The organism is Bacillus sp. MYb56 (genome assembly GCF_002976445.1).
GTDB classification, from domain to species: domain Bacteria; phylum Bacillota; class Bacilli; order Bacillales; family Bacillaceae_G; genus Bacillus_A; species Bacillus_A mycoides.
In genome coordinates, this window is sequence record NZ_PCOH01000038.1 from 1 (window position 1) to 24,264 (window position 24,264).

General features: G+C 39.7%; 5 protein-coding genes. All 5 read right to left on the reverse strand.

Going from position 1 to position 24,264, the window contains the following annotated elements:
• Positions 1-519: RNA-guided endonuclease TnpB family protein (locus CQ058_RS27250; RefSeq protein WP_142396417.1), on the reverse strand; the 519-nt coding region annotated here is incomplete at its 3' end.
• Positions 520-1,054: 535 nt separating this feature from the next.
• A complete protein-coding gene (locus CQ058_RS27255) occupies positions 1,055-1,777 on the reverse strand; it encodes a thioesterase II family protein (RefSeq protein WP_002191555.1) in 723 nt (240 codons plus the stop codon).
• A 16-nt stretch (positions 1,778-1,793) separates the two neighbouring features.
• A complete protein-coding gene (locus CQ058_RS27260) occupies positions 1,794-2,468 on the reverse strand; it encodes a 4'-phosphopantetheinyl transferase family protein (RefSeq protein ID WP_105590075.1) in 675 nt (224 codons plus the stop codon).
• Between the two features lie 422 nt (positions 2,469-2,890).
• On the reverse strand, positions 2,891-17,797 hold the full coding sequence (locus CQ058_RS27265; RefSeq protein WP_105590076.1) for a non-ribosomal peptide synthetase: 14,907 nt from the start codon (positions 17,795-17,797) through the stop codon (positions 2,891-2,893).
• Positions 17,794-24,264, reverse strand: a complete 6,471-nt coding sequence (locus tag CQ058_RS27270) for a non-ribosomal peptide synthetase (protein ID WP_105590077.1) — start codon at positions 24,262-24,264, stop codon at positions 17,794-17,796. The genes CQ058_RS27265 and CQ058_RS27270 overlap by 4 nt, the downstream gene beginning before the upstream one ends.

Below are 24,264 nucleotides of genomic sequence, written 5' to 3' on the forward strand. Positions count from 1 at the left end.
AAGTTCTTGCACTTCTGTTTCAACTAACAATGACACAAAGTATCTGCCAGAAGGGTTCCGTCTAACTGTAGCATTTAAAATACGTCCATTTACTTCACGACTTTTGGCAAATCGAACAAGACCTAGTTTTGGCAATTTTATTTTGTTTCCTACAACGGCAATGTTTTCATTTGTTTGTTTTGTGGTATAAGATTGTACGTTGTTCTTCTTAGATTTGAAACGCGGGGCACTGTTTTGTTTTTTGAAAAAGCGTGTATAAGCATCCGCAAGGTTGCGAACAGACGACTGAATCGCAATACTATCCACTTCTTTGAGCCAAACAAACTCTTTCTTCATGGCAGGAAGTTTGGCAGAGCATGTACCATATGTCAAACCTTTCCCTGTTTCTTTGTATGCATTATCCCATAGAGATAGGAAATGATTGAATACAAAACGAGAACAGCCAATTGTTTTATTGATTAGGGTCGCTTGTGCTTTATTTGGATAGATACGAAATTTATATGCTTTATTGATCATCATTCGTTTCACCCCCATTTCGATATGTGTCTATTATACAACAAACGTACATTCGATAGGTAGTGAAGTAACAGTTTATGTATGTCGAACAATTAAGATGGCTTCCTGCCATCCCTTGTCCGAAGCCAATTCATTTCCCACCTACTCACTTCGCGTTCCTTGAGGAAGGAGTCTTCTTGGCTAAAATAATAAAATCTATAACTATGAATTATATTACTTGTCTCTAGTACTTTTTAAAAATGCATTATTAATCAAAATTAAGCATAATAATATTATGTAAACTTAAAATACCATAATTAAGCAAAATAATTTAACAACAAAAACTACAATTATATGAAAAAAGAAAACTTCACCTATAGGTGAAGTTTTCCCAATCTAAAATTTTATTCATGAACAAATTACTTAGAATTACATCATTACCTGTCATTGAAAAGTTTGTTTAAGATTCTATCTCTTTATTCAATGATGTTTCAACAGAACCTGTATTTTTCACCTTTAATATTTTTATTTTTCAACCATAAGTATACCTAGAAATATTCTAAAAACTAGTTGAAAATCTTTTAGATTCTAACTTTCTTATAATACCACTTGCTATTTCTTCAATATTTTCATTTAGAAAGAAATGATTACCTTCAAATGAATTGAAGGTACACGATTTACTTGTGTATTGTTTCCATTTTTTCACCTCATCATATGTAGTTAACTCATCATTTTTTCCGTTCAATACAAGAAAATCAATGTCACATGCTCGTATATTGTTGTTATGTATATATGTCTCTACAATTTTAAAATCTGCTCTTAGAATGGGGAGAAAAATTCCCATTAATTCTTCTGATTGTAGTACCTCGGTTGATGTACCCCCCATTGCAATAACTTCATTTTTGAATTGTTCATCGGGTAGGTTATGTCGAATATTTTTTATCTTACTATTAGGATGATTTCTACCGGATAAAACAAGAAATTCAGGCAATACATTATTAGAATCCTGTATTTTTCTAGCTAATTCATAGGCAATCAAACTTCCCATGCTATGCCCATATAAAATATAGGGCGAATTATCTAGTTGCTTGACTATACTATTGTAGACATCATTTACAGCCTCTTCCATGCTCTGGTACAGGCTTTCTTCAATTCTATATCCTCTACCAGCTAACTCTATTGGAACTACTTCAATATGTGGATTAAAGTAATTTTTCCATTTTGAGTAACTAAACGCAGAGCCCCCGGCATGTGGAAAGCAAAAAAGTTTAGTCTTATTCATAGATTTTCTCCTTACTTTAAAATTTGTTTATATTTTGGCCAATTGTATAAAAGTCTTTAATTATTATCCCATTCGGTAATTCATCACGTGTTGCACAAGCAGATATCTTATAATTTGGCTCAATATTATATTGTCTAAAGTAAAAGTTTTGAGGTATATTCTTGTATGAAATTAAAGTTCGTGACTCTTTTTTTACAGAGAATGAATTTAACGGGATATAAAGTCCTTTACCAATCGTTTTTATATAGCTTTCTTTTAATGTCCATAAATCAAAAAAACAATTGATTTGTTCATCAGAATTCATATTAGATAAATCATAAAATTCTTCCTCTGAAAAAAATTCATTTGCTAATTTAAGAGCCTCTATGTCTGAAACTCTTTCAATATCAATACCTACATTAGAATTAGCAGTGGCACAGACCACCCATTCTCCTGAATGCGAAATATTAAAGTGAAAGTCAGAAAAATTTTGAACAAAAGGTTTTCCGTACTCATTATATATAAATTTAATTTCTTCATTATTAATTTTATATTTTTGGCAAATTAGGGAACGGATTAATAAATCTCCTATCAAAGTCCTATTAATATCACATAAATTTAATAAACGCTTCATTCGTTCTCTCTTCTCATTTGAAATCAAGTTACTAAATTGATTAAACAAATGATTTTCAATATTCTTTGGTATTTTCACAGCATGAATTTGTATGATAAATCACTTCCTTTTTAAAAGGATGTCTTCCTATGTATACGTTATAGAAATTCAATTTCATTTTCTAACTTGCATTTATTCAAGTGCAAATATAATAGAAAAGGTGCATATTTACATATCAATGAAAATATACACCTTTCCTCAGCAATATCATCAAAGCATTCGCTTCTGGTACAAAAACTTCCGAGAATTTACAGCATACTATGAACAACTCATATATGTTTCTATGTCCCTATCAAGCAATTTTTCATTAGCCCCTTAAAAAGTAATGCTCTTGATATATACATAATCTCCTACACTTGATGTGCAGTTTTTGGACTGCTCTCTTTATTTACACTACTACTCACAAATAACAACTTTAATAATAACAATGTTCGTTTATAAAGTTGCCTCTTTTGTGCTCTCTACTTTTCCGTTAGCGAAAGGGATGTCTCTTTTATTCCTTCTAATTCATTTAGTAGATACTTAGCTAACTTTTCAACTGCGGGGGAAGCTACTATTTCTTCGTGTGATCCAGGGACCGAATACATATTCACTCTTCCTTTTAATAAAGGCTTCCAATCCGTAAACAATTCTTTACCTTCCTCAGCACTAAAGTAAATGACTTCCCCAAAATATGGTGTTAAATCATGCTCTGCCATTAAATTCAGACATTTCCTGTGAGCATTGATAATTTGCTTCAAATTCGTAAGATTTGCATCAGGCGGGAGCACTCCTTCCACAATTAATTGCTCAACAAGCATGTCCTGTTGATGAACAAGCTCTTCTTCCTGATCCACTAGCTCTATATGGATGAAATGCTCCAATATATAAGATAGCATTTCATCCTCTGTCTTGTAATCCCGTTCTGAAGGCACCTTGGTATCCAATAGTACCAACACCTCAACTTCTTCTCCCTGGTTCCGTAGCATAGTTGCGATTTCATAGGCGATGGCACCGCCCAGAGACCATCCTCCCAGACGATACGGCCCCTCTGGCTGAGCCCGCTTCATTTCCTCGATGTAGAGTTGAACTACTTCCGATAAAATCAACCCGTTCATTCCTTCTTTCTCTACGAGAGGATTCTGTAGACCATAAAATGAGCATTGATCCTTGAGTAACCTTGCTAGCTGAATGTAACAGAGTACATTACCCATAAACGGGTGAACACAGAAGAAAGGTCTTTTCTCTGATTCTTGTAATGGAACCAGAACCGATAATGATTCTTCCATACGATGATTCTCACGGATGAGACAAGCGATTCCTTCCACTGTCGGATTCTTAATTAGTGCGGGCACCTTAATCTCTTTTCCAAATTTCTCTCTGACCTTTGAAATCAATTTGATTACAAGGAGAGAGTGACCTCCTATATTGAAGAAATCATCGTTTACATGGATATCTTCTAACTGTAGCAAATCCTGCCAGATTGTAATCAGCTGATACTCGATTTCATCCCGTGGGATGATTGGTGTAGAAAAGGTACTTTCTCTTTGAATCGTTAAGCTGTTCAGTGCCTTTCGATCAACCTTCCCATTTGTTGTAAGGGGAATCGCATCAACCTCAATAAAGTGTGCAGGAATCATATAATTCGGTACTTGCCTCTTGAGATGCTCACGCCATTCATGCATACTTCCTTTACCCACCACATAGGCAGCCAATCTCTGATCTCCTGGTTGGTCCTCTCTTATCAAGACTACCGCCTCTTTCACCGATGGATGACTTTCTAAATTCGCTTCAATCTCTCCAAGCTCAATCCGGAATCCTCGAATTTTCACTTGATTATCGATTCTTCCCAGATAATCCAAATGGCCATCAGCTAAATAACGGACTAGATCTCCCGTCCGGTATAACCGTTCTCCTTCATTAAATGGATGTGGAATAAAACGTTCTAACGTTAACTCTGGACGATTCAAGTATCCTCTCGCTAAGCCTGCTCCACCGATATAAAGTTCACCCGTTACACCAACTGGAACAGGTAACAACTTCTCATCCAATACATAGGCTTGAACATTTGGCAACGGACGCCCAATGGTTACTCTCTTACTATCTTTTTTGATACGATAGCATGTCGCATCAACCGTACATTCCGTAGGACCATATACATTATAAAAATGGATATGGTCATTCTCTACTAGTTGTTCCCACAGTGATGGCATAATCGCTTCTCCACCGACCAGTACCTTGCTTGGAACATGAACACTATCGTTTGTTTCTAACAACCCCTCATCTATGAGTAATTGGAGTAGTGAAGGTGTTATATCGAACATTTCCAACTTATTCTCCCGAATATAAGATATAAACTGTTGAGGATCACTGCGAACTTCTGTTGAAATAATATACAAACTAGAACCATACAAAAGCATTTGTAATTGTTTAACGGATGAATCAAAGGCGATTGAGGCATTTAGACCAACGCGCATGTTATCATGTGCCCGATGTGAAAAAACCTCTTTCTGTAAACCATAGGATAGATTTAATACCGAATGATGCTGCACCATAACCCCTTTTGGATTCCCGGTCGAACCTGAAGTGTAGATAACATACGCCAAGTTTTCTCCTGTTACTTTACATATTGGTGAAAGAGTGTTTTCTTGCGAAATCATTGCTTGATCTCGGTCCAAACAAACTGTTTCAACTTCTTCAGGCATCCAACCTTGTGATACTTCGTTCGTAACCAATATTTGAATTCCTGTGTCCTCCAGAATATATCGTAGGTGACTTTCTGGATACGATGGATCCAGCGGAACATAGGCTGATCCAGCTTTCAAGATTCCCATGAGACCGACAATCATCTCAACTGAACGTTGGAAACAAAGCCCGACCAATGACTCCGTCCCAATCCCCATTTTCTGAAGATAATGGGCCAATTGGTTTGCTTTCTCATTCAGCTCTCGATACGTCAACCGCTGATTTTCATCCACCACTGCCACCGCATCAGGTGTACGATCCACTTGATCTTCAAAAAGTTTGTGGATCACACTTTCACGTGGATACGCTGCTGCATTATCATTCCATTCTTCCAGTAGTTGTTTCTGTTCTATTTCCGTAACATACACCAGCTCCGACAGAGTTTGATCAACGTTCTCGATCATTTGCTTTAACACCTGGCTTAAATGCCCCAGCATCCGTTCAATAGTGAGACCATTAAACTTGCTACGATCATACTTCAACTTTAACAACAACTGGCTTTCTGGGACAACTGTCAATCCTAATGGATAATGAGTTTGCTCTACTCCTTCCAACCCACCAATTTCTAGATTTCCTGAGGACTCCTCTTTCACTGGGTAGTTTTCAAACACATACAAGCTATGGAACAGCGGGGTTCCTCTAGGAACTTCACTCCATCCTTGAATCTCTGTCAAAGAAGCATATTCATATTGTCTTCTTTCTATCTCTTCCTCTTGTATCTTCTGCAACCAATCCATTATTTTTATATTATCTATCAACTGAATTCGCGTCGGTGATGTGGTAATAAAAGGACCTACAATGTTTTCAACATCAATAATCTCCGTAGGGCGTCCTGAGCTAGTTACACCATAGACAATTTCATCTTCTCCACTATACCGGCTCATGAGATACGCCCACGCACCTTGAATTACTGTATTCAAAGTGAGCCTATTGCGCTTCGCCCAGTTTTGTAACGCTTGGGTTTGCTCTTCTGATAAATAAGTTACCTTCTCTGTGTAACCTTTTTCTTGCTCTTTACTTTCTAAGCCCAGCAGGGTTGGAGCTGTAAAACCTTTAAGTTTCTCTCTCCAGAATTGCTCCGCCTGCTCCTGATTCTGTTCTCTTAGCCATTGAATATATTTCTTGTATGGCGATGAATTAGGTAAATGCACGGCTTCTCCATTCATTCTCTTCTGGTAAACTGTAAGCAATTCGTTAAAGACCAGTGGTAGGCTCCATCCATCCAACAGAATATGGTGATGTGTCCAAACAATCCGATATTCTTCCTCACCTTCTTGAATGACAGTCACCCGCATCAATGGCGCTTTATCAAAAAGAAAGGCTTGTTTTCGATCCAATGCCAAAAAGGCTTTTCTTTTCTCTTCTTTTTCTTCAGCAGTCAGCGTACGCCAATCTTCTACATTCACCTTAAATGGAACACTCTCATACACCACTTGTAAAGGCTCTTCAACTTCATCCCAAAGGAAAGCTGAGCGGAAAATTTCATGCCGCTGAATTACCGATTTCCACGCCTGTTCGAAAGTAGCAATATCCAATTCTCCTCTAATCATGAAACTTAATTGCACTATATAAGGCGCTACATGTTCCTCCCCTTGGTCATGCAATGTATGGAAAATCATACCTTCTTGCAAAGGCGATAGTGGATATAAATCGGTAATCGGATAATTATTTCCACGATTCATCTTGGTTAATACTTTTGTCAAACTGGCTTGGTCAAGATTAGCCATCACAAAATCTGAAACGGTCAGTGCAGATTCTCCACCCGCAGATTGAATCAATTTACTTAGTTGATGGAGCATATTCTCTGCAATACTTTGAATCGTTGATTTCGCATATTGTCCTACATTGTATACCCAAGTGAACTGAAGTTTCCCATCCGTTACCATTCCAATTACATCAATTAAATGCGATCGCTTGGAACCAGAAGCATGATCTAAGCGCTTAAATCCGTTCTCTGGAATAAGTATTGCATCGTCAGAAAACATTTGGTCAAATTGTCCAAGATAGTTAAAACTAATAGACGGTGTATGTTGAGACCCCCATTGCTCACATATTGTTGTGTTCAGATACCGCAAAATTCCATGGTCAACACCCTTATTAGGAATTTTACGCACTTGTTCTTTAACTGCTTTTAATGCTGCAATTGGCGTGTCAGCACCGGTAATATTTAAGTGAACAGGATAAATACTTGTAAACCACCCCACGGTTCTAGATAGGTCAACGTCTTCGATAATCTCTTCCCGACCATGCCCCTCCAAATCCACGGTCAGCGCCGGATGACCTGTCCATGCTGCCGTAGCCTGTACCAATGCTGTCAATAGTACTTCATTGATTTGGACACGATGAGTGCTTGAAATCTCTTTCAATAACGTACGAGTCTCTTTCTCATCCAGCACCACGGTAATCTCCTCGGTTCCTGTGTTGGCTGGAACTTCGAGGGTGGTATCCACTGGTAGCATAGCCACTTCTTGTTCGGATTGCTGCTCCCAGTAATCACGCACTTCTTGCACAATCCCAGCTTCAGCGTAATGATGCAATTTCTCCGACCACGCTTTAAAGGATGTACTCTTTGTAGGTAATTGGATCATCTGATCCTGGCTCGCTTGATTATACGCCGTTTGCAGATCCTCCAGTAAAATCCGCCAAGAAACACCATCCACTGCTAAGTGATGAATCACCCAGAATAATCGGCCGGCTCTTTTCTCACCTTCATCAAAATACACCATTCTCATTAGCGGTCCTGCGTGTAAGTGCAAGCTTGCTTGTGCAGTGTCAATCTCCGCTTGAATCACTTGATGCCATTCTGCTTGCGGCACTTCGTCTAATGAAATAACGGTCAGCGTCGATTGTTCTTCGATCCCTTCGTTCCACTGTTTCCAAGCTCCATTCGGTAACCGTTCATATCTTAAACGCAAGGCATCATGATGGATTAGAAGGGTACGCACAGCTTTCTCCAGTAATACTATATCCAGTCGCTCTTTTGTTCTAAAAAACATGGATTGATTCCAATGGTGTGGGTTTGGATGATCTTGTGCAAAAAACCATTGCTGGATTGGTGTAAGGATCAGTTCTCCAGTTATAACTCCCTGCTCTGCTTGTACACCCCGTTCTTCATTGACTACTTGCGCCAACTCAGCAATCGTTTGGTGTTCAAACATTTGCTTTGGCGTCAATTGCAAACCTGCTTGCTTCGCACGAGAGACAATCTGAATGCTGAGAATCGAGTCTCCACCAATTTCAAAGAAGTTATCATGGATTCCCACCTTTTTAATCCCTAATACTTGCTTCCAAATGGTGGCCAGTGTTTCTTCGTTACCATTCCGCGTGGCAACACATTCACTTTCGATTTTCCTCTCCTCTGGTACAGGTAAGGCCTTACGATCAACTTTTCCGTTAGCAGTTAGTGGAATGGCTTCCATCATCACAAATCCTGAAGGAACCATATGGCTTGGTAGTTCCGCCTTGAGATAATCTCTCCACTCACCTACATTCCCATCACCCACGACATATGCCACCAACCGTTTATCACCCGGCTGATCTTCTCGAACAATTACAACAGCCTCTTTTATGGAGACATGTGCGTTTAAAGCAGATTCAATTTCTCCGAGCTCAATTCGGAAACCACGGATTTTCACCTGGTGATCAATCCGCCCAAGATAATCCAGATTTCCATCAGGTAAGTATCTCGCTAAGTCTCCTGTCCGATATAATCGCGCTCCTGGGTCACTACTGAATGGATGAGGAATGAAACGCTCTGCAGTCAATTCGGGTCTGTTTAAATATCCACGTGCAAGTCCTGCTCCACCAATAAATAGTTCGCCAGCTACGCCAATAGGCACAGGTTGTTGACAAGCGTCTAGTACATACACTTCTAAATCTGGAATCTGTTTTCCTATATTACTTCTTGAAGCATGCTGCACATCATCTTGAGTAATTGGATAATACGTAACATGAACGGTAGTTTCTGTAATTCCATACATATTAATTAACTGTGGTTCCTGCCCTCCATACCTTTGAAACCATGGTACCAAGCTGGTAGGATCGAGTGCTTCCCCACCAAATATGACATAGCGCAGATGCAAGTCTTTCTTCTCATCTTCTTGTTCACACACTTGTATCAATTGTCGAAATGCGGATGGTGTCTGATTAAGAACCGTAACCTTTTCCTTTACTAACAGTTGATAGAAATCCTTGGGCGATCGACTAATCCAGTAAGGAACAACAATCAATCTTCCGCCATGGAGTAATGCCCCCCAAATCTCCCATACCGAGAAGTCAAACGCATAAGAATGGAAAAGCGTCCAAGTATCTTTTTCATCAAACTGATACCAACATTCCGTCGATTTAAATAAACGAATCACATTGTGATGCTCTACCATAACTCCCTTCGGATTCCCTGTTGATCCCGAAGTATAGATTACATACGCCAAGTTTTCTCCTGTCACTTCACATATTGGTGAAAGGGTGCTTTCTCGCGAAATCATCGCTTTATCCCGATCCAAACAAACTGTTTTGATTTCTTCAGTTATCCAACCTTCTAATGCTTCGTTCGTGACCAATACTTGAATCCCTGTGTCCTCCAGAATATATCGTAGGCGACTTTCTGGATACGATGGATCCAACGGGACATAGGCTGCCCCAGCTTTCAAGATCCCCATGAGACCGACAATCATCTCAGCTGAACGCTGGAAGCAGAGACCAACCAATGACTCGCTCCCAATCCCACATTTCTGGAGATAATGTGCCAATTGGTTTGCTTTTTCATTCAGCTCTCGATAGGTTAACTGCTGTTTTTCATCTACCACTGCCACCGCGTCAGGTGTACGATTTACTTGCTCTTCATACAGCTGATGAATCCCAAATTCCTGTGGATATGCTACAGCATTATTATTCCACTCTTCTAACTGTTTTTGCTGTAATCCTGACAGTATCGGCAACTTAGCTAATGATTTATCAGGATGTTCCACGATTAAATTCAACCAGTTCCCAAAATTTTCTGCTATGGATTCAATAGTTAAACTGTCAAATAAATCAGTCCTATAAACAAAAGTAAGCAATAAGCCCTCTTCCACTTCTGCGGCAGTTAAACTTAAATCAAATTTGGCGATTGAAGCGTGGCTGTCCATTACTTCTATACTTCGTCCATGTAGCTTTGGTAGCTCTTGTCCCGTATTTTGCAAAGTAAACATGGTTTGGAAAATCGGAGAATAACTTGTACTTCGTTCAGGTTGGATAACCTCCACAATTTTCTCAAACGGAACATCTTGGTACTCATATGCCTTCAATGCTTTTATCCGCACTTGAGACAACAACTCTTGAAATGCCGGTGCGCCACTTAAATCAGCTCGATAAACCAACGTGTTGACAAAGAAACCAATCAACCCTTCAATTTCTCGATAATTTCGATTCGCAATTGGGCTTCCAACAAGAATATCTGATTGTCCTGTATAACGGGCAAGGAAACTTTGATACGATGCCAATAAGGTCATGAAAAGCGTGGCCCCTTCTTGACGACTAAGTTCGTTTAATTTATCCAGTAATGAGCGTGACAACAACACATTATGAGTTAATCCATGGTGGGTTTGCACCGGAGGACGGGGACGATCCATCGGCAACATTAAGACTGGTAACTCACCAGACAGTTCTTCCTTCCAATATGCAAGCTGTTGGTTTAGTACTTCATCTATCAACCATTCTCTTTGCCACTGAGCAAAATCGGCATATTGAACTGGTAGTGGTGCAAGGTCTGCTGGTTTTTCACCAATCGCCTCCTCATAAAATGCCATCCATTCTTGGAGCAAGATTTCCATCGACCATCCATCCGAGATAATATGATGCATATTACACAGAAGAACCCATTCTTCTTCTGAAATTTTCACGATTTGTCCACGGAACAATGGCCCTTGCTCTAAGTCAAATGGGGATTCGACTTCAGTTTGAATCCATTGCTCCACTTCTCTTTCTCTCTCTTCTGGAGAAATCTTAGTTAAGTCAATTTGTGGAAGGGAACGGAAAGTATACGGTTGAATCTTCTGCACAGGATGACCGTCCACTTCATGAAATACTGTCCGCAATGATTCATGACGCTCTATCAACTGATTCCATCCCAACTCCAATGCTTCTAGTAACCAATTTCCTGTAAGACGGCATACCATCGGCATATTATAAAGTGCACTATTAGGTGTAAATTGATCGATAAACCATAAGCGCTGTTGAGCATAAGAAAGTGGAATGGCATTTCCTCGTTCCATCGGCATCAATGGTGGAATTTCTCGTTTTTTGCCTCCCTTACGTAACTGATCTAATCGCTTCGCCAGTGCCTCGACCGTTGAATATTCGAACAGTTCACGTACCGGTAATTTGATTTGAAAGACTTCTTGCAAGCGTGAGACCACTTGTGTAGCAAGTAGAGAATGACCACCAAGTTCAAAGAAAGAATCCTGAACACCTATATTTTCTATTCCTAGCACTTGACTCCACACTGAAGCGATAAGTTCTTCTAGCGGAGTTCGTGCGTGAACGGTATTTTCCGTAGATAATTTGCTAGGTATTGGCAATGCCTTTAAATCAAGTTTTCCATTCGGTGTAAGTGGTAAAAATTCCATCTCAATAAAGTTTGTTGGGACCATATAATTTGGTAAATGTGTTTGTAGATGCTCTCGCCATTCTTGGACACTTCCTTCACCAACTACATAAGCTACTAATCTCTTGTCGCCTGGATCATCCTCTCGTACCAATACAACCGCTTCTTTCACAGAAGAATGTGCCTGCAAGACTGCTTCTATTTCTCCCAATTCAATCCGGAAACCACGAATTTTCACTTGGTCATCTATACGACCATGGAACTGGAGAGCACCATCAGAACGATAACTTGCTTTGTCTCCGGTGTAATAGAGACGTTCTCCTGACTTGAATGGATGCGAAATAAATTTTTCCTTTGTAAGGTCCAGACGATTAGCATATCCACGAGCAAGACTCTTCCCTCCAATATAGAGATCTCCAATCACACCACTTGGTACTAGCTGAAGATGAGAATCTAACACATAAACTTCTGTATTCGCAATCGGTCGACCAATCGATGGCGTACATGTTGTCACTCCTACAGGTACATAACAATCCGTGGTAACAACGGTATTTTCCGATGGACCATACTGATTGATTACCGCAAAAGGAATATCGTTAGATGGATACTGCGTTAATTGATCCCCGCCGGTAATGATAAAACGAAGATCCGTTTTACCTGGCCAAGATAATTTCAAGAGTCTTTCCAGAATAGGCGTAGGTGCAAAACTAGCTGTTATTCGCGAATCAATGAGCCAGTCTCTTAGTGCTTCTGGATTAATTCTCAGTTCCTCTGTTGACAAGTAGAGTGCTGCACCAGCAGTTAGATACGGCCAAATCTCCTGAACAGCCGAATCAAAAGCAATCCCTGCAATCTGAGTCGCACGATCCTCTGCTGTAATACGATAAACTTCTTGATGCCAAGAAACCATATTCATTAATGAGCGATATTCAATCATGACACCCTTTGGCTTTCCTGTAGAACCAGAGGTATAGACAATGTAAGCTAAGTTCTCTGGATTTATCTGCCGTGTAGGTGCGATTACGCTTTCCACTGTTAACTCTTCTAACCTCACCATTTCGACCTGTTCGAAAAGGCCTTCTTGTCCTTCCGCCGTCACTATAAATTGAATTCCTGCATCTTCAATCATGTATTCTAACCTTGATTTTGGATACAACGGATCTAAAACGACATAAGCTCCACCAGCTTTTAATATGCCTAGTAAACTTACCATGAGCTCAGCCGACCTCGGAAGATAAACTCCCACGACTGACTCTGGAGCAACTCCTTTTCGCTGTAAAACATTTGCCAACTGATTTGCTTGTGCATCCAGTTCACCGTAAGTCCAATCTTTTGTTTGATCAACTACCGCAATCGCTTCAGGACGCTTTGCTACTTGTTCCTCAAATCTGTCGCAAATAAGACCCTGTGGGGGCATTTCCATTACAGTGTCATTCCATGTTTCTAATAACAAAGTACGCTCAGGTTCCGATAGCATGCTCAGACTATGCAACGGATTTTGCGGGTAATGGGAAACTTCATGTAGCCATTTCTCAAAGTGCCCTGCCATCCGTTCAATAGTTGTGGCATTGAATAAATCCTTATTGTATTCAAAAGTAAAACGTACTCCCTCTTCCGTCTCAGCTACCATTACACTTAAATCAAACTTTGCGATTGGACTATGGCTTTCTATCATTTCAATACTTCTACCAGATAACACCGGGAACTCTTGTTTCATATTTTGCAAGATGAACATAGTCTGGAAGATTGGCGAATGACTTGTACTCCGCTCTGGTTGTACAACTTCTACAATTTTTTCAAAAGGGATATCTTGATATTCATACGCCTTCAATGCCTTTTGACGAACCTGAGACAGAACATCCTTAAATGTCGGTCTACCACTCAGATTAGCCCGATAAACCAACGTGTTGACAAAGAAACCAATAAGTCCTTCAATTTCTCTATAATTTCGATTAGCAATTGGACTTCCGACCAGAATATCTTCTTGTCCCGTATAACGTGATAGAAAACTTTGATATGCAGCCAACAGCGTCATGAAGAGTGTAGCCCCTTCTTGGCGACTAAATTCGTTCAATTTGTCATGTAGCGCGCTTGGCAGAACCAGAGTGTATGTCGACCCGTCATGAGTTTGTATTGCGGGACGCGGGCGATCCATAGGAAGTTGGAGTACAGGAAGCTCCCCAGACAATTCTTCCTTCCAATATTGGAGTTGTTGATCAAGCACTTCCGCCTTCAACCATCCTTTTTGCCACTGAGCGAAGTCGGCATACTGAACCGGTAATGGTTCAAGTTCTGCTACCTTTCCATCCGTAGTTTTCTCATAGAATGCCATCCATTCTTCAAGTAGGACTCCCATTGACCATCCATCTGAAATGATATGATGTAGAGTACAAAGGAGAATCCATTCTTCCTCTCCCACTTGCAAAATACTTGTCCTGATCAGTGGACCCTCGCCTAAATCAAATGGCACTTCTGTTTCTTGTTGAATCAAACGTTTAACTTCTTCTTCTCGGTCTTCTGGAGAAAGCATAGTTAAATCCGTTTTCGGAATTAATCGAAAAGCATACGGTTCAATTTGCTGTACGGGTTGACCGTTCACTTCATGAAAGACCGTCCGCAATGATTCATGACGCTCTATTAGCTGATTCCATCCCGTTTCCAATGCCTCAGGTAGCCAACTCCCTGTAAGGCGGCATACTAATGGCATATTGTAAAGTGCACTATTAGGTGTAAATTGATCGATAAACCATAAGCGCTGTTGGGCATAAGATAGTGGAATAGTTTCCCCTCGTTCCATCGGCATTAGTGGCGGAATATCTCGTTTTCTATCTCCTTTACGTAACTGATCTAATCGCTTTGCCAGTGACTCCACCGTTGCATACTCAAATAGTTCGCGTACCGGTAATTCGATTTGAAAGATTTCTTGTAAGCGTGACACTACTTGAGTAGCTAGTAGCGAGTGACCACCGATTTCAAAAAAAGAATCCTGAACACTAATATTTCTTATACCTAATACTTGACTCCATACAGAAACGATGAGCTCCTCCACTGGTGTTCTTGATGAAGTAATATCTTCACTTATGAACTGTGCCTCCAATTCCAGTAAAGCTTTCCGATCCACCTTACCATTTGGAGTGAGTGGCATCGATTCAACTTGGAAAAAGTATGCCGGAACCATATAATTTGGCAATTGCTTCTTCAGATATTCACGCCACTCTCCAGTATCCCCTTCACCCACTACATAAGCTACTAACTGCTTATCTCCTGGTCGATCTTCCTTCACCAACACGACAGCCTCTTTTACAGATGAGTGATCATGTAAAGCTGCTTCGATTTCTCCCAGTTCAATTCGGAATCCTCTGATTTTGACTTGGTTATCTATTCTTCCAATATACTCCAAGTTACGATCACTCATATATCTCACCAGGTCACCCGTTCGATATAATCGTTCCCCTTCCTTAAAGGGATGCGGAATAAAACGTTCAGTAGTTAACTCTGGTCGATTGAAGTAGCCACGTGCCAAGCCTACTCCTCCAAGGTAAAGTTCCCCCGCCACACCAATCGGTACCACCTGTTGATATTGATCCAACACATACAACTCTGTATTATCAATTGGACGACCAATTGGAATAAGCATAGGTTCTTTTTCTAAATCACAATCATAATAAGTCACATCCACAGTCGCTTCGGTAGGGCCATACAAGTTAATTAACTTTGTTTGCTGAACATCGTAAAATACCCCCTTAAACCGGCAAACCTGTTCAGTATTTAATGCTTCTCCACTAGTAAAAACCTGATTTAAAGACGATACATCCCTTTTCGAATTATATTGTTCCATATAATCCAAGAAAGTAGATAACATCGACGGAACAAAGTGCATGGTGGTCACACGATATCGTTCGATACACTCCTCAATCACCGCAGGATCTTTCTCTCCTCCTGGTTGAAGCAAACAAACACGCGCTCCTACAAATGACCACCAAAATAATTCCCAGACAGAAACATCAAATGAAAACGGTGTCTTTTGTAGGATTGTATCCTCCTCAGATAATGGATACTTTTTCTGCATCCACTGTAGGCGGTTGATAACCGAATGATGTTCAATCATTACTCCCTTCGGATTTCCCGTCGAACCCGAAGTGTATATGATATAGGCCAAGTTATTTGCTGTTACTCCACTCACCGGAGCCAAATTACTCTCTTTAGAAATCATTACTTGATCCCGGTCTAAACAAATTGCTTGAATATCTTTAGGTAACCAGTCCTGTAGTGCCTCTTTTGTTAACAGCACTTGAATTTGTGAATTCTCTAAAATGTATCTCAGGCGGTTTTCGGGATAACTTGGGTCCAGTGGGACATAAGCCCCACCTGCTTTCAAAATCCCAAAGAGACCAATAATCATTTCAGGAGAACGTTCAACACATATACCGACCAATGATTCAGGTCCTATACCTCGTTTTTGTAGATAATGTGCCAATTGGTTCGATTTTTCATTGAGTTCTTGATACGTTAGCTTTCCACCCTCATAAACTACCGCCACTGCATCAGGTGTACGTGCAACTTGCTGCTCGAATAGCTCATGAATCATACACTCATGACCATAAACTACGTCAGTATCATTCCATTCTTCTAGGAGTTGTTTCTGCTCTGTGTCCGATAACATTGACAGCTTTGTATATGATTCATCTGGATGATACGCGATTTCATTTAACCAGTTCTCAAAATGGCCTGCCATACGTGCAACGGTACTACTATCAAATAAATCCGTGTTGTATTCAAATGAGACAAATAGGCCTTCTTCCACTTCGTAGGCAGTTAAACTCAGATCAAATTTTACAATAGACATATTACTTTCTACCATTTCGATACTTCTACCAGGCAAATCTAGTCGTTCTTGTTTTATATTCTGTAGTGTAAACATGGTCTGAAAGATAGGAGAATGGCTCATACTTCGTTCAGGTTGCACAGCTTCTACCACTTTTTCAAATGGTATATCTTGATATTCGTAAGCTTTTAACGCCTTTTTCTTTGTTTGGTTCAAAATCTCCCGAAAAGTAGGGGTGCCACTCAAATCTGATCGGTAAACCAACGTATTAACAAAGAAACCGATTAATCCTTCTACTCCCTTATGATTCCGATTTGCAATCGGACTTCCGACTAGAATATCTTTTTGCCCCGTATAACGAGCAAGAAAGCTCTGGTATGCAGCCATTAAAGTCATAAATAAGGTAGATCCTTCTTGTCGACTTATATCCTTTAATTGATTGAGTAATCTATAAGGAAAAATCACGTGATGCGTATCCCCAGCGTAAGTTTGCGTAACCGGTCGAGGTCGGTTCACTGGCAGTTGTAATATAGGAAGCTCCCCAGACAATTCTTCCTCCCAATACGTAAGTTGACGATTTAACACATCACCTTGCAACCACTCCTTTTGCCACTTCGCAAAGTCTGCATATTGAATGGATAGTGAACTTAATTTAGCAGGATTCCCGCCCGTTTCTTCTTCATAGAAAGTAAGTAATTCATTCATGAGTATACCGATGGACCAAGCATCAGAAATAATATGATGCATCGTACATAGTAATAACCATTCATCCTTTCCTAATTGAACAAGCTGATTACGAATTAAAGGGCCATTCATTAAATCAAATGGTTCTTGCGCTTCTCTCGCAATTAAACTATCTACCTCTTTTTCTTTTACTTCTAGAGGAAGTTGCGAGTAATCCCTTACAGGTAATGCTCTAGGAAGGAATTCGACAATTTGTTGTACAGGTTGTTCTCCTACTTCTTTAAAAACGGTTCGTAATGATTCATGACGTTCAATGAGTCGATTGAATCCCTTTTCTAATGCTTCAGGAATCCAATTTCCTTTTAGATGCCATACCGTTGGAATATTATATAAAGAACTGTTTGGGTTAAAGCTGTCCATAAACCACAAACGTTGTTGTGCATAAGACAACGGAAGTGCTTCTTTATTCTCCTTTTTTTGCATTTGCTTCTGAAGCCAAGCTCTTTTCTCAGGAGAAAGTGAACTCAGCTTTGCATGTAAATCACTTCTCATTTTTTTACCCCTTCCTCAACTAAATTACTCTCGAATATTCCTTGTGCTTCTTCTTCTGATAGCTCTTCTAATTGCTTAAGTAGTTCAAGTAATTCTTCATCATTACTCACTTCTGCTTCTTTTTGAATATAGTCTTGAAGACTTACATTCTCCTTACTATCATTCTGTATTTCTTGATTTTTGTTATAGAACAATTGATCAATCTGTTTTGCCAATTGTTGCACCGTATGAAACGTAAATAGATCATGCAATGGTAACTCGATTCCAAAAGCCTCTTTAAGATTGGAAACAACTTGTGTAGCAAGTAATGAATGCCCACCTATTTCAAAAAACGAATCCTGCACTCCAATATTTTCTACACCTAAAACTTGATGCCATATTAAAACGATTGTTTTTTCCGTAGGTGTACGGGGAGCAATATAACCCCTCACTATCTCCTGTCTCTCTGGTACTGGTAAGGCCTTCCTATCAATCTTTCCATTTGGAGTGAGTGGAAATGCATTCAATCCGACAAAATAGGCTGGAATCATGTAATTTGGCAACTGGACCTTGAGATAATCACGCCACTTATGAGCATCCCCATCTCCCACAACATAGGCAACCAAACGTGGATTACCAGGATAATCTTCCCGCACCATCACAATGACTTCGTTAACTAATGTATGCTTTTGTAATGTCGCTTCAATTTCTCCTAGTTCAATCCGGAACCCACGAATTTTTACCTGATGATCGATTCGGCCAAGATACTCCAAATTTCCATCTGGCAGATACCTTACTAGGTCTCCAGTCCGGTATACTCGCTCTCCTTCTTTAAACGGATGCGGTATAAAACAATCTTGCGTTAAGTCAGGACGGTTTAAGTACCCACGTGCTAATCCTGATCCACCAATGTAAAGCTCACCAACTACACCAATTGGAACCATTTTTTGTTCAGCACTCAGTACATATACTTCTGCATTGAAGACTGGTTTACCAATTGGTGGTACCCTATACATGACACCCTTTTCTAATTCCATATATGTGGAATACGTAGTATCTTCGGACGGTCCATATAGGTTGTACATCTTCTCAATCGTACTTCTCTCGTATAAATCTTGAACAAGTGAATATGGTAATGGTTCTCCAGCCAAATTCATCACCTTTACCGAAGAAGGAATTGTTTTTGCTCGAACCAGTTCCTTCGCTGCCGATGGCACAGTATTGACCAAAGTCACACCCTTGGTAGACAACTTGTCTAGATGTAGAGCATTTTCAGCGACAATTACCTTACCACCCATCGTTAAGGGAACAAACACTTCAAAAACGGATAGATCAAAGGATAGAGAAGTTGAAGCCAACACTCCCGCTAAATCCCTTCGGGAATATGTGTGATGCGCCCAATGAATCATTGTTACTGTATTCCTGTGCTCAATCATTACTCCCTTTGGATTTCCAGTTGAACCTGAAGTATAGATAATATAGGCTAAGTTATCTCCCGTCGCTTCACTCGTACACACCGTAGTTGCTTCTTGTTCTATTTCTTCTCGATCACGATCAATACAAATCACGTCAACGGATTTAGGTATAACCATCTTTTGTTTTATCTTTTCCTGTGTCACCAGTACCTTTATTTGAGCGTCCTCTAAAATGTATTTCAGTCGACTTTCCGGATACGCTGGATCAATTGGGACATATGCTCCTCCTGCCTTCATAATTCCTAAGAGGCCGACAATCATCACGGATGAACGTGTAACGCAAATCCCAACCAATGATTCGCATACTACACCATTTTTCTGTAAATAATGTGCCAGTTGATTCGAGCGTTCGTCCAACTCTCGATATGTTAGTTCTTCATCTTCGCACACTACTGCAATTGCTTCTGGTGTTTTTTCCACTTGTTCTTCAAATAATGTATGAATTGTGCTTTCTCGTATATCTACAACACCTGTTTCATTCCATTCCTCTAGTAGTTGCTTATATTCCACTTTTGATAACATATTCATTTCCGATAATAAATCTTTTGGATGAGATACAATTTGATATAACCAATGTTCAAAATGACTTGCCATACGTTCAATGGTTGTATCATTAAACAAATCAGTATTATATTCAAAGGTTAGCGATAATCCTTCTTCCGTCTCAGAAGCAAATAAACTCAAATCAAATTTCGCCACAGAAGTATGACTTTCCATGAGTTCCATGTGTCTTTCAGATAGCTGAGGAAACTCTTGTTTCGTATTCTGTAAAGTAAACATGGTTTGAAATATCGGTGAATGACTTGTATTTCGTTCCGGTTTTACAGATTCTACCACTTTCTCAAATGGAATGTCCTGATACTCGTATGCTTTTAGTGCTTTTTTTCGTATCTGCGACAAAAGTTCTTGGAACGTCGGATTTCCACTGAAATCAGCTCGATAAACCAACGTATTTGCAAAGAAACCTATTAATCCTTCAATCTCTTTAACATTTCGATTTGCAATTGGGCTCCCAACCAAGATGTCGTCTTGTCCTGAATAACGAGAAAGGAAGCTTTGATACGCTGCCATCAATGTCATAAATAAAGTGGATCCTTCTTGCAAACTTAAACCTTTGAGCTTTTCCTGTAGGGAATTCGCCACCATTAAGGACTGACTCGCACCACGGTGGGTTTGAACCGCAGGTCGAGGACGATCCATCGGTAATTGTAAAACCGGTAGCTCCCCAGACAATTCTTCCTTCCAATATTGGAGGTGCTGATCCAAATTCTCTTCTTTTTGCCATTCCTTCTGCCACATGACAAAGTCTGCAAATTGAATAGATAACTCCTTTAATTCCGGCGGTTTTTCGCTTAGTGCTCCTTCATAAAAAGCCATCCATTCTTCAAGTAAGATTCCCATTGACCACCCATCTGAAATAATATGATGCATCGTACAAAGGAGAACCCATTCTTCCCTGTCCACTTTCAATATTCGTGTTCGAATCAGAGGACCTTGCCCAAAATGAAATGTTTCCTCCGCTTCGTTTTGAATGAGCCGTTTCATTTCCCTTTTCCTATCTTCCAAAGAAAGGTCTGTTAGATCTGTTTGAGGGATATGTCTGAATACATGAGATTGAACCTGTTGAAAAGGTTCACCCTCTTGTTCTAGAATTATCGTCCTTAATGATTCATGACGTTCCAACAACTGATTCCATCCGGCCTCCAATGCTTCAATTGACCACTTTCCAGTTAAGCGACACGCTGCATGAATATTGTACATCGCATTATTTGGCATTAATTGGTCAATAAACCATAGGCGTTTCTGTGCATAGGAAAGTGGAATAGATTCTTCCCGCTTCATAGGTACAAGGGGTGGAACCTCTCGCTTTTTATCTTCTTTGCGCAACTGATCTACTCGTTCCGCTAATGATTCCACTGTATCGTGCTTGAACAGTTCACGTAGCGGGATTTTAATCTGGAACAATTCTTGTAATCGAGAGACGATTTGAGTAGCGAGCAGTGAGTGTCCACCCTGTTCAAAGAAGGAATCCTGAATACCGATATTTTCTATTCCTAACACTTGACTCCAAACAGAGGCAATAAGCTCTTCCGTTGGTGTCCGAGGTAAAACATTAAAATCTCCCATAGGTTGCTCATCAGGTGCTGGCAAAGCTTTTCGATCAATTTTTCCATTCGGAGTAAGCGGAAACTGTTCTAACTCTACAAGATGCGCTGGAATCATATGATTCGGCAATTGATTTTGTAGATACTCTCGCCAATTTTGAGTATTTCCGTCGCTTATTACATATGCAACCAATCGCTGATCACCCGGGCGATCTTCCCTAACTAATACGACAGCCTCTTTAATAAACGAATACTTTTCTAAAGTCGCTTCGATTTCTCCAAGCTCAATCCGAAAGCCACGCATCTTAACTTGATGGTCCATTCTCCCTATAAATTCTAAATTCCCATCAGTTAGATATCTTACTGAATCTCCTGTTCGATATAGTTGTTCTCCCAATCGAAATGGATGCGAAACGAATTTTTCGGCAGTGAGATTCGGACGATTTAAGTATCCACGAGCTAAACCGGCACCACCAATATATAACTCACCCTCTATCCCTATTGATTGCAAGCGTTGATTTTGGTCTAATACATATAATTGCGTGTTCTGTATCGGCTGCCCAATAGAAACAAATTCTTGATTAGGTTGAATGTCAAATGCATTTACGTAAATAGTTGCTTCAGTTGGTCCATAAAAGTTGGTTAATTTTACTTGCCCGCTCTGATTCCATTGCTGTTGAAACCGTCTAACCAATCCTGAACTTAGCTCTTCCCCACCAGAAAATACATGACGCACGGACGAACATTTTATTTTTAACTCAATATGAGTGAAATGATCTAAGAAAACAGATAACATCGAAGGAACAAATTGAGTAATAGTAACCTGATGTTTTTCTATCACTTCAGCTATAATGGTAGGATCTTTCTCTCCACCTGGAGGTAAGAAAGATACACAAGCGCCTACGCTAATACCCCAAAATAACTCCCAAACAGATACATCAAATGAAAATGGTGTTTTCTGCAAGATAACATCCTTTTCAGAAAGTGGATATTGATGTTGCATCCATTCAAGATAATTAATCACTGAATGATGCTCAATCATCACTCCCTTTGGATTCCCTGTAGATCCTGAAGTATACATAACATACGCTAAACCTCTTCCTGTTACTCCACTTATACATGGGGTTGATTCTTCTTCTTCAATTGCAGTATAATCTTGATTCATATAAATCGTTTCAATCTGTTCATATATATATAAATTTTTAGAATTCCCCCCCGTCACTAGTACTTCAATTCCAGCATCCTCTAATATATAACGAAGCCGACTCTCTGGATAAGTAGGGTCAAGTGGAACATACGCTCCTCCTGATTTTAGAATCCCTAATAACGCTATCATCATTTGTAATGAGCGTTCCATATATACCCCAACTAGAGACTCTGGAACTACACCACGCTTTTGTAAATAATGAGCTAGCTGATTAGCGCGTTCATCTAACTCTTTATAGGTAATTTGTTCATTTTCGTAAATAGCCGCGATTGCTTCTGGCGTTTTCTTAACTTGCTCCTCAAATATCGTATGAATCATGCCTTCAGCTGAATATTTTACTTTAGTATTATTCCATTCCTCTAGTAACTGTGTCTGCTCTTCCATTGTTAAATGAGTAATTTCGGAGAGCTTTGAATCTAGGCTCTTCGTCATCTGAATTAATGTTTGCAATAAGTGACCCTGAATACGATTTATTGTTTCTTCATTGAAATAGCTTCGGTCATACATCAACTTTAAAGTAATTTCCTTACCAGGCATTACAATGAGTGTTAAAGGATAATTTGTTTGTTCTACGCTTTGAACCTCTAGTAATCTTAAATCATCATTTCTCTCACCTTGAATTGGATAATTTTCAAATACATACAAGGTATGAAATAGGGAACTATTCCGCGGAACCTCACTCCACCCTTGAATATCAACCAACGAATTATACTCATATTGTCTTCGTTCCATTTCTTTCATCTGTATTTTACGAAGCCAATCTACTACTGATGTATCATCCGTTAATCGAATTCTAGTAGGTAATGTGTTAATAAATAGACCCACCATATTCTCTGCTCCTATCAAATCAGTAGGACGTCCAGAGCTAGTTACGCCAAACACGATGTCACTTTCACCGCTATACCTACTCATCAAGTAAGCCCATGCGCCTTGTACTAATGTATTCAATGTTAATCGACTATTTCGTACCCACTCTTGTAAATTCTTAGTAAGTTCCTCAGATATTTGATAAGTACACTCTCCATAGCCCTTATCCTCTCCTTGATCCTTTCTTTCCATCTCTAATGGTGTAGGTGCATAAAATCCCTTTAATTCTTCTTTCCAAAATTCCTCTGCTTTACTTTGATCTTGCTTATTTATCCACTGGATATATTTTTTGTAAGGAAGAGATTTAGGTGGATTCAACAATTCTCCCTTTATCATCTTGAGATAAACTTCCATCACTTCACTAAAGACCAATGACAAACTCCACCCATCTAGCAAAATATGATGATGTGTCCAAATGATTCTCGTTTCCTCTTCTGCTTCTTTAATCGCAGTGACTCTCATCAATGGTGCTTCATCCAATAAAAATCCTTTTCTACGATCTGCAATCAAAAACTGGTGTAATTTCTTCTCCCTCTCCTCATATGAATGGGCACTCCAATCCTCTTGATGAATAGTAAAAGGAAGACGTTGGTAAACTGCTTGCAGAGGTTTTTCTACTTCCTCCCACACAAATACTGAACGTAGAACCTCATGTCGATGAATAACATATTCCCAAGCCTTTTCAAAAGTAGCAACATCCAATTGCCCCCCGAGCAAGAAGCCTACTTGTACAATGTAGGAAAAAGAATGTTCATCATCTTGATCGTATAAAGTATGAAACAGTATTCCTTTTTGCAAAGGTGATAATCCATATATATCTATAACGTCTCCCAT

What these genes read in the sequence shown, in the direction of transcription:
- CQ058_RS27255 (WP_002191555.1), bottom strand. Translation starts at nt 1,777, where the DNA reads ATGAATAAGACTAAACTTTTTTGCTTTCCACATGCCGGGGGCTCTGCG.
- CQ058_RS27265 (WP_105590076.1), bottom strand. Translation starts at nt 17,797, where the DNA reads ATGAGAAGTGATTTACATGCAAAGCTGAGTTCACTTTCTCCTGAGAAA.
- CQ058_RS27270 (WP_105590077.1), bottom strand. Translation starts at nt 24,264, where the DNA reads ATGGGAGACGTTATAGATATATATGGATTATCACCTTTGCAAAAAGGA.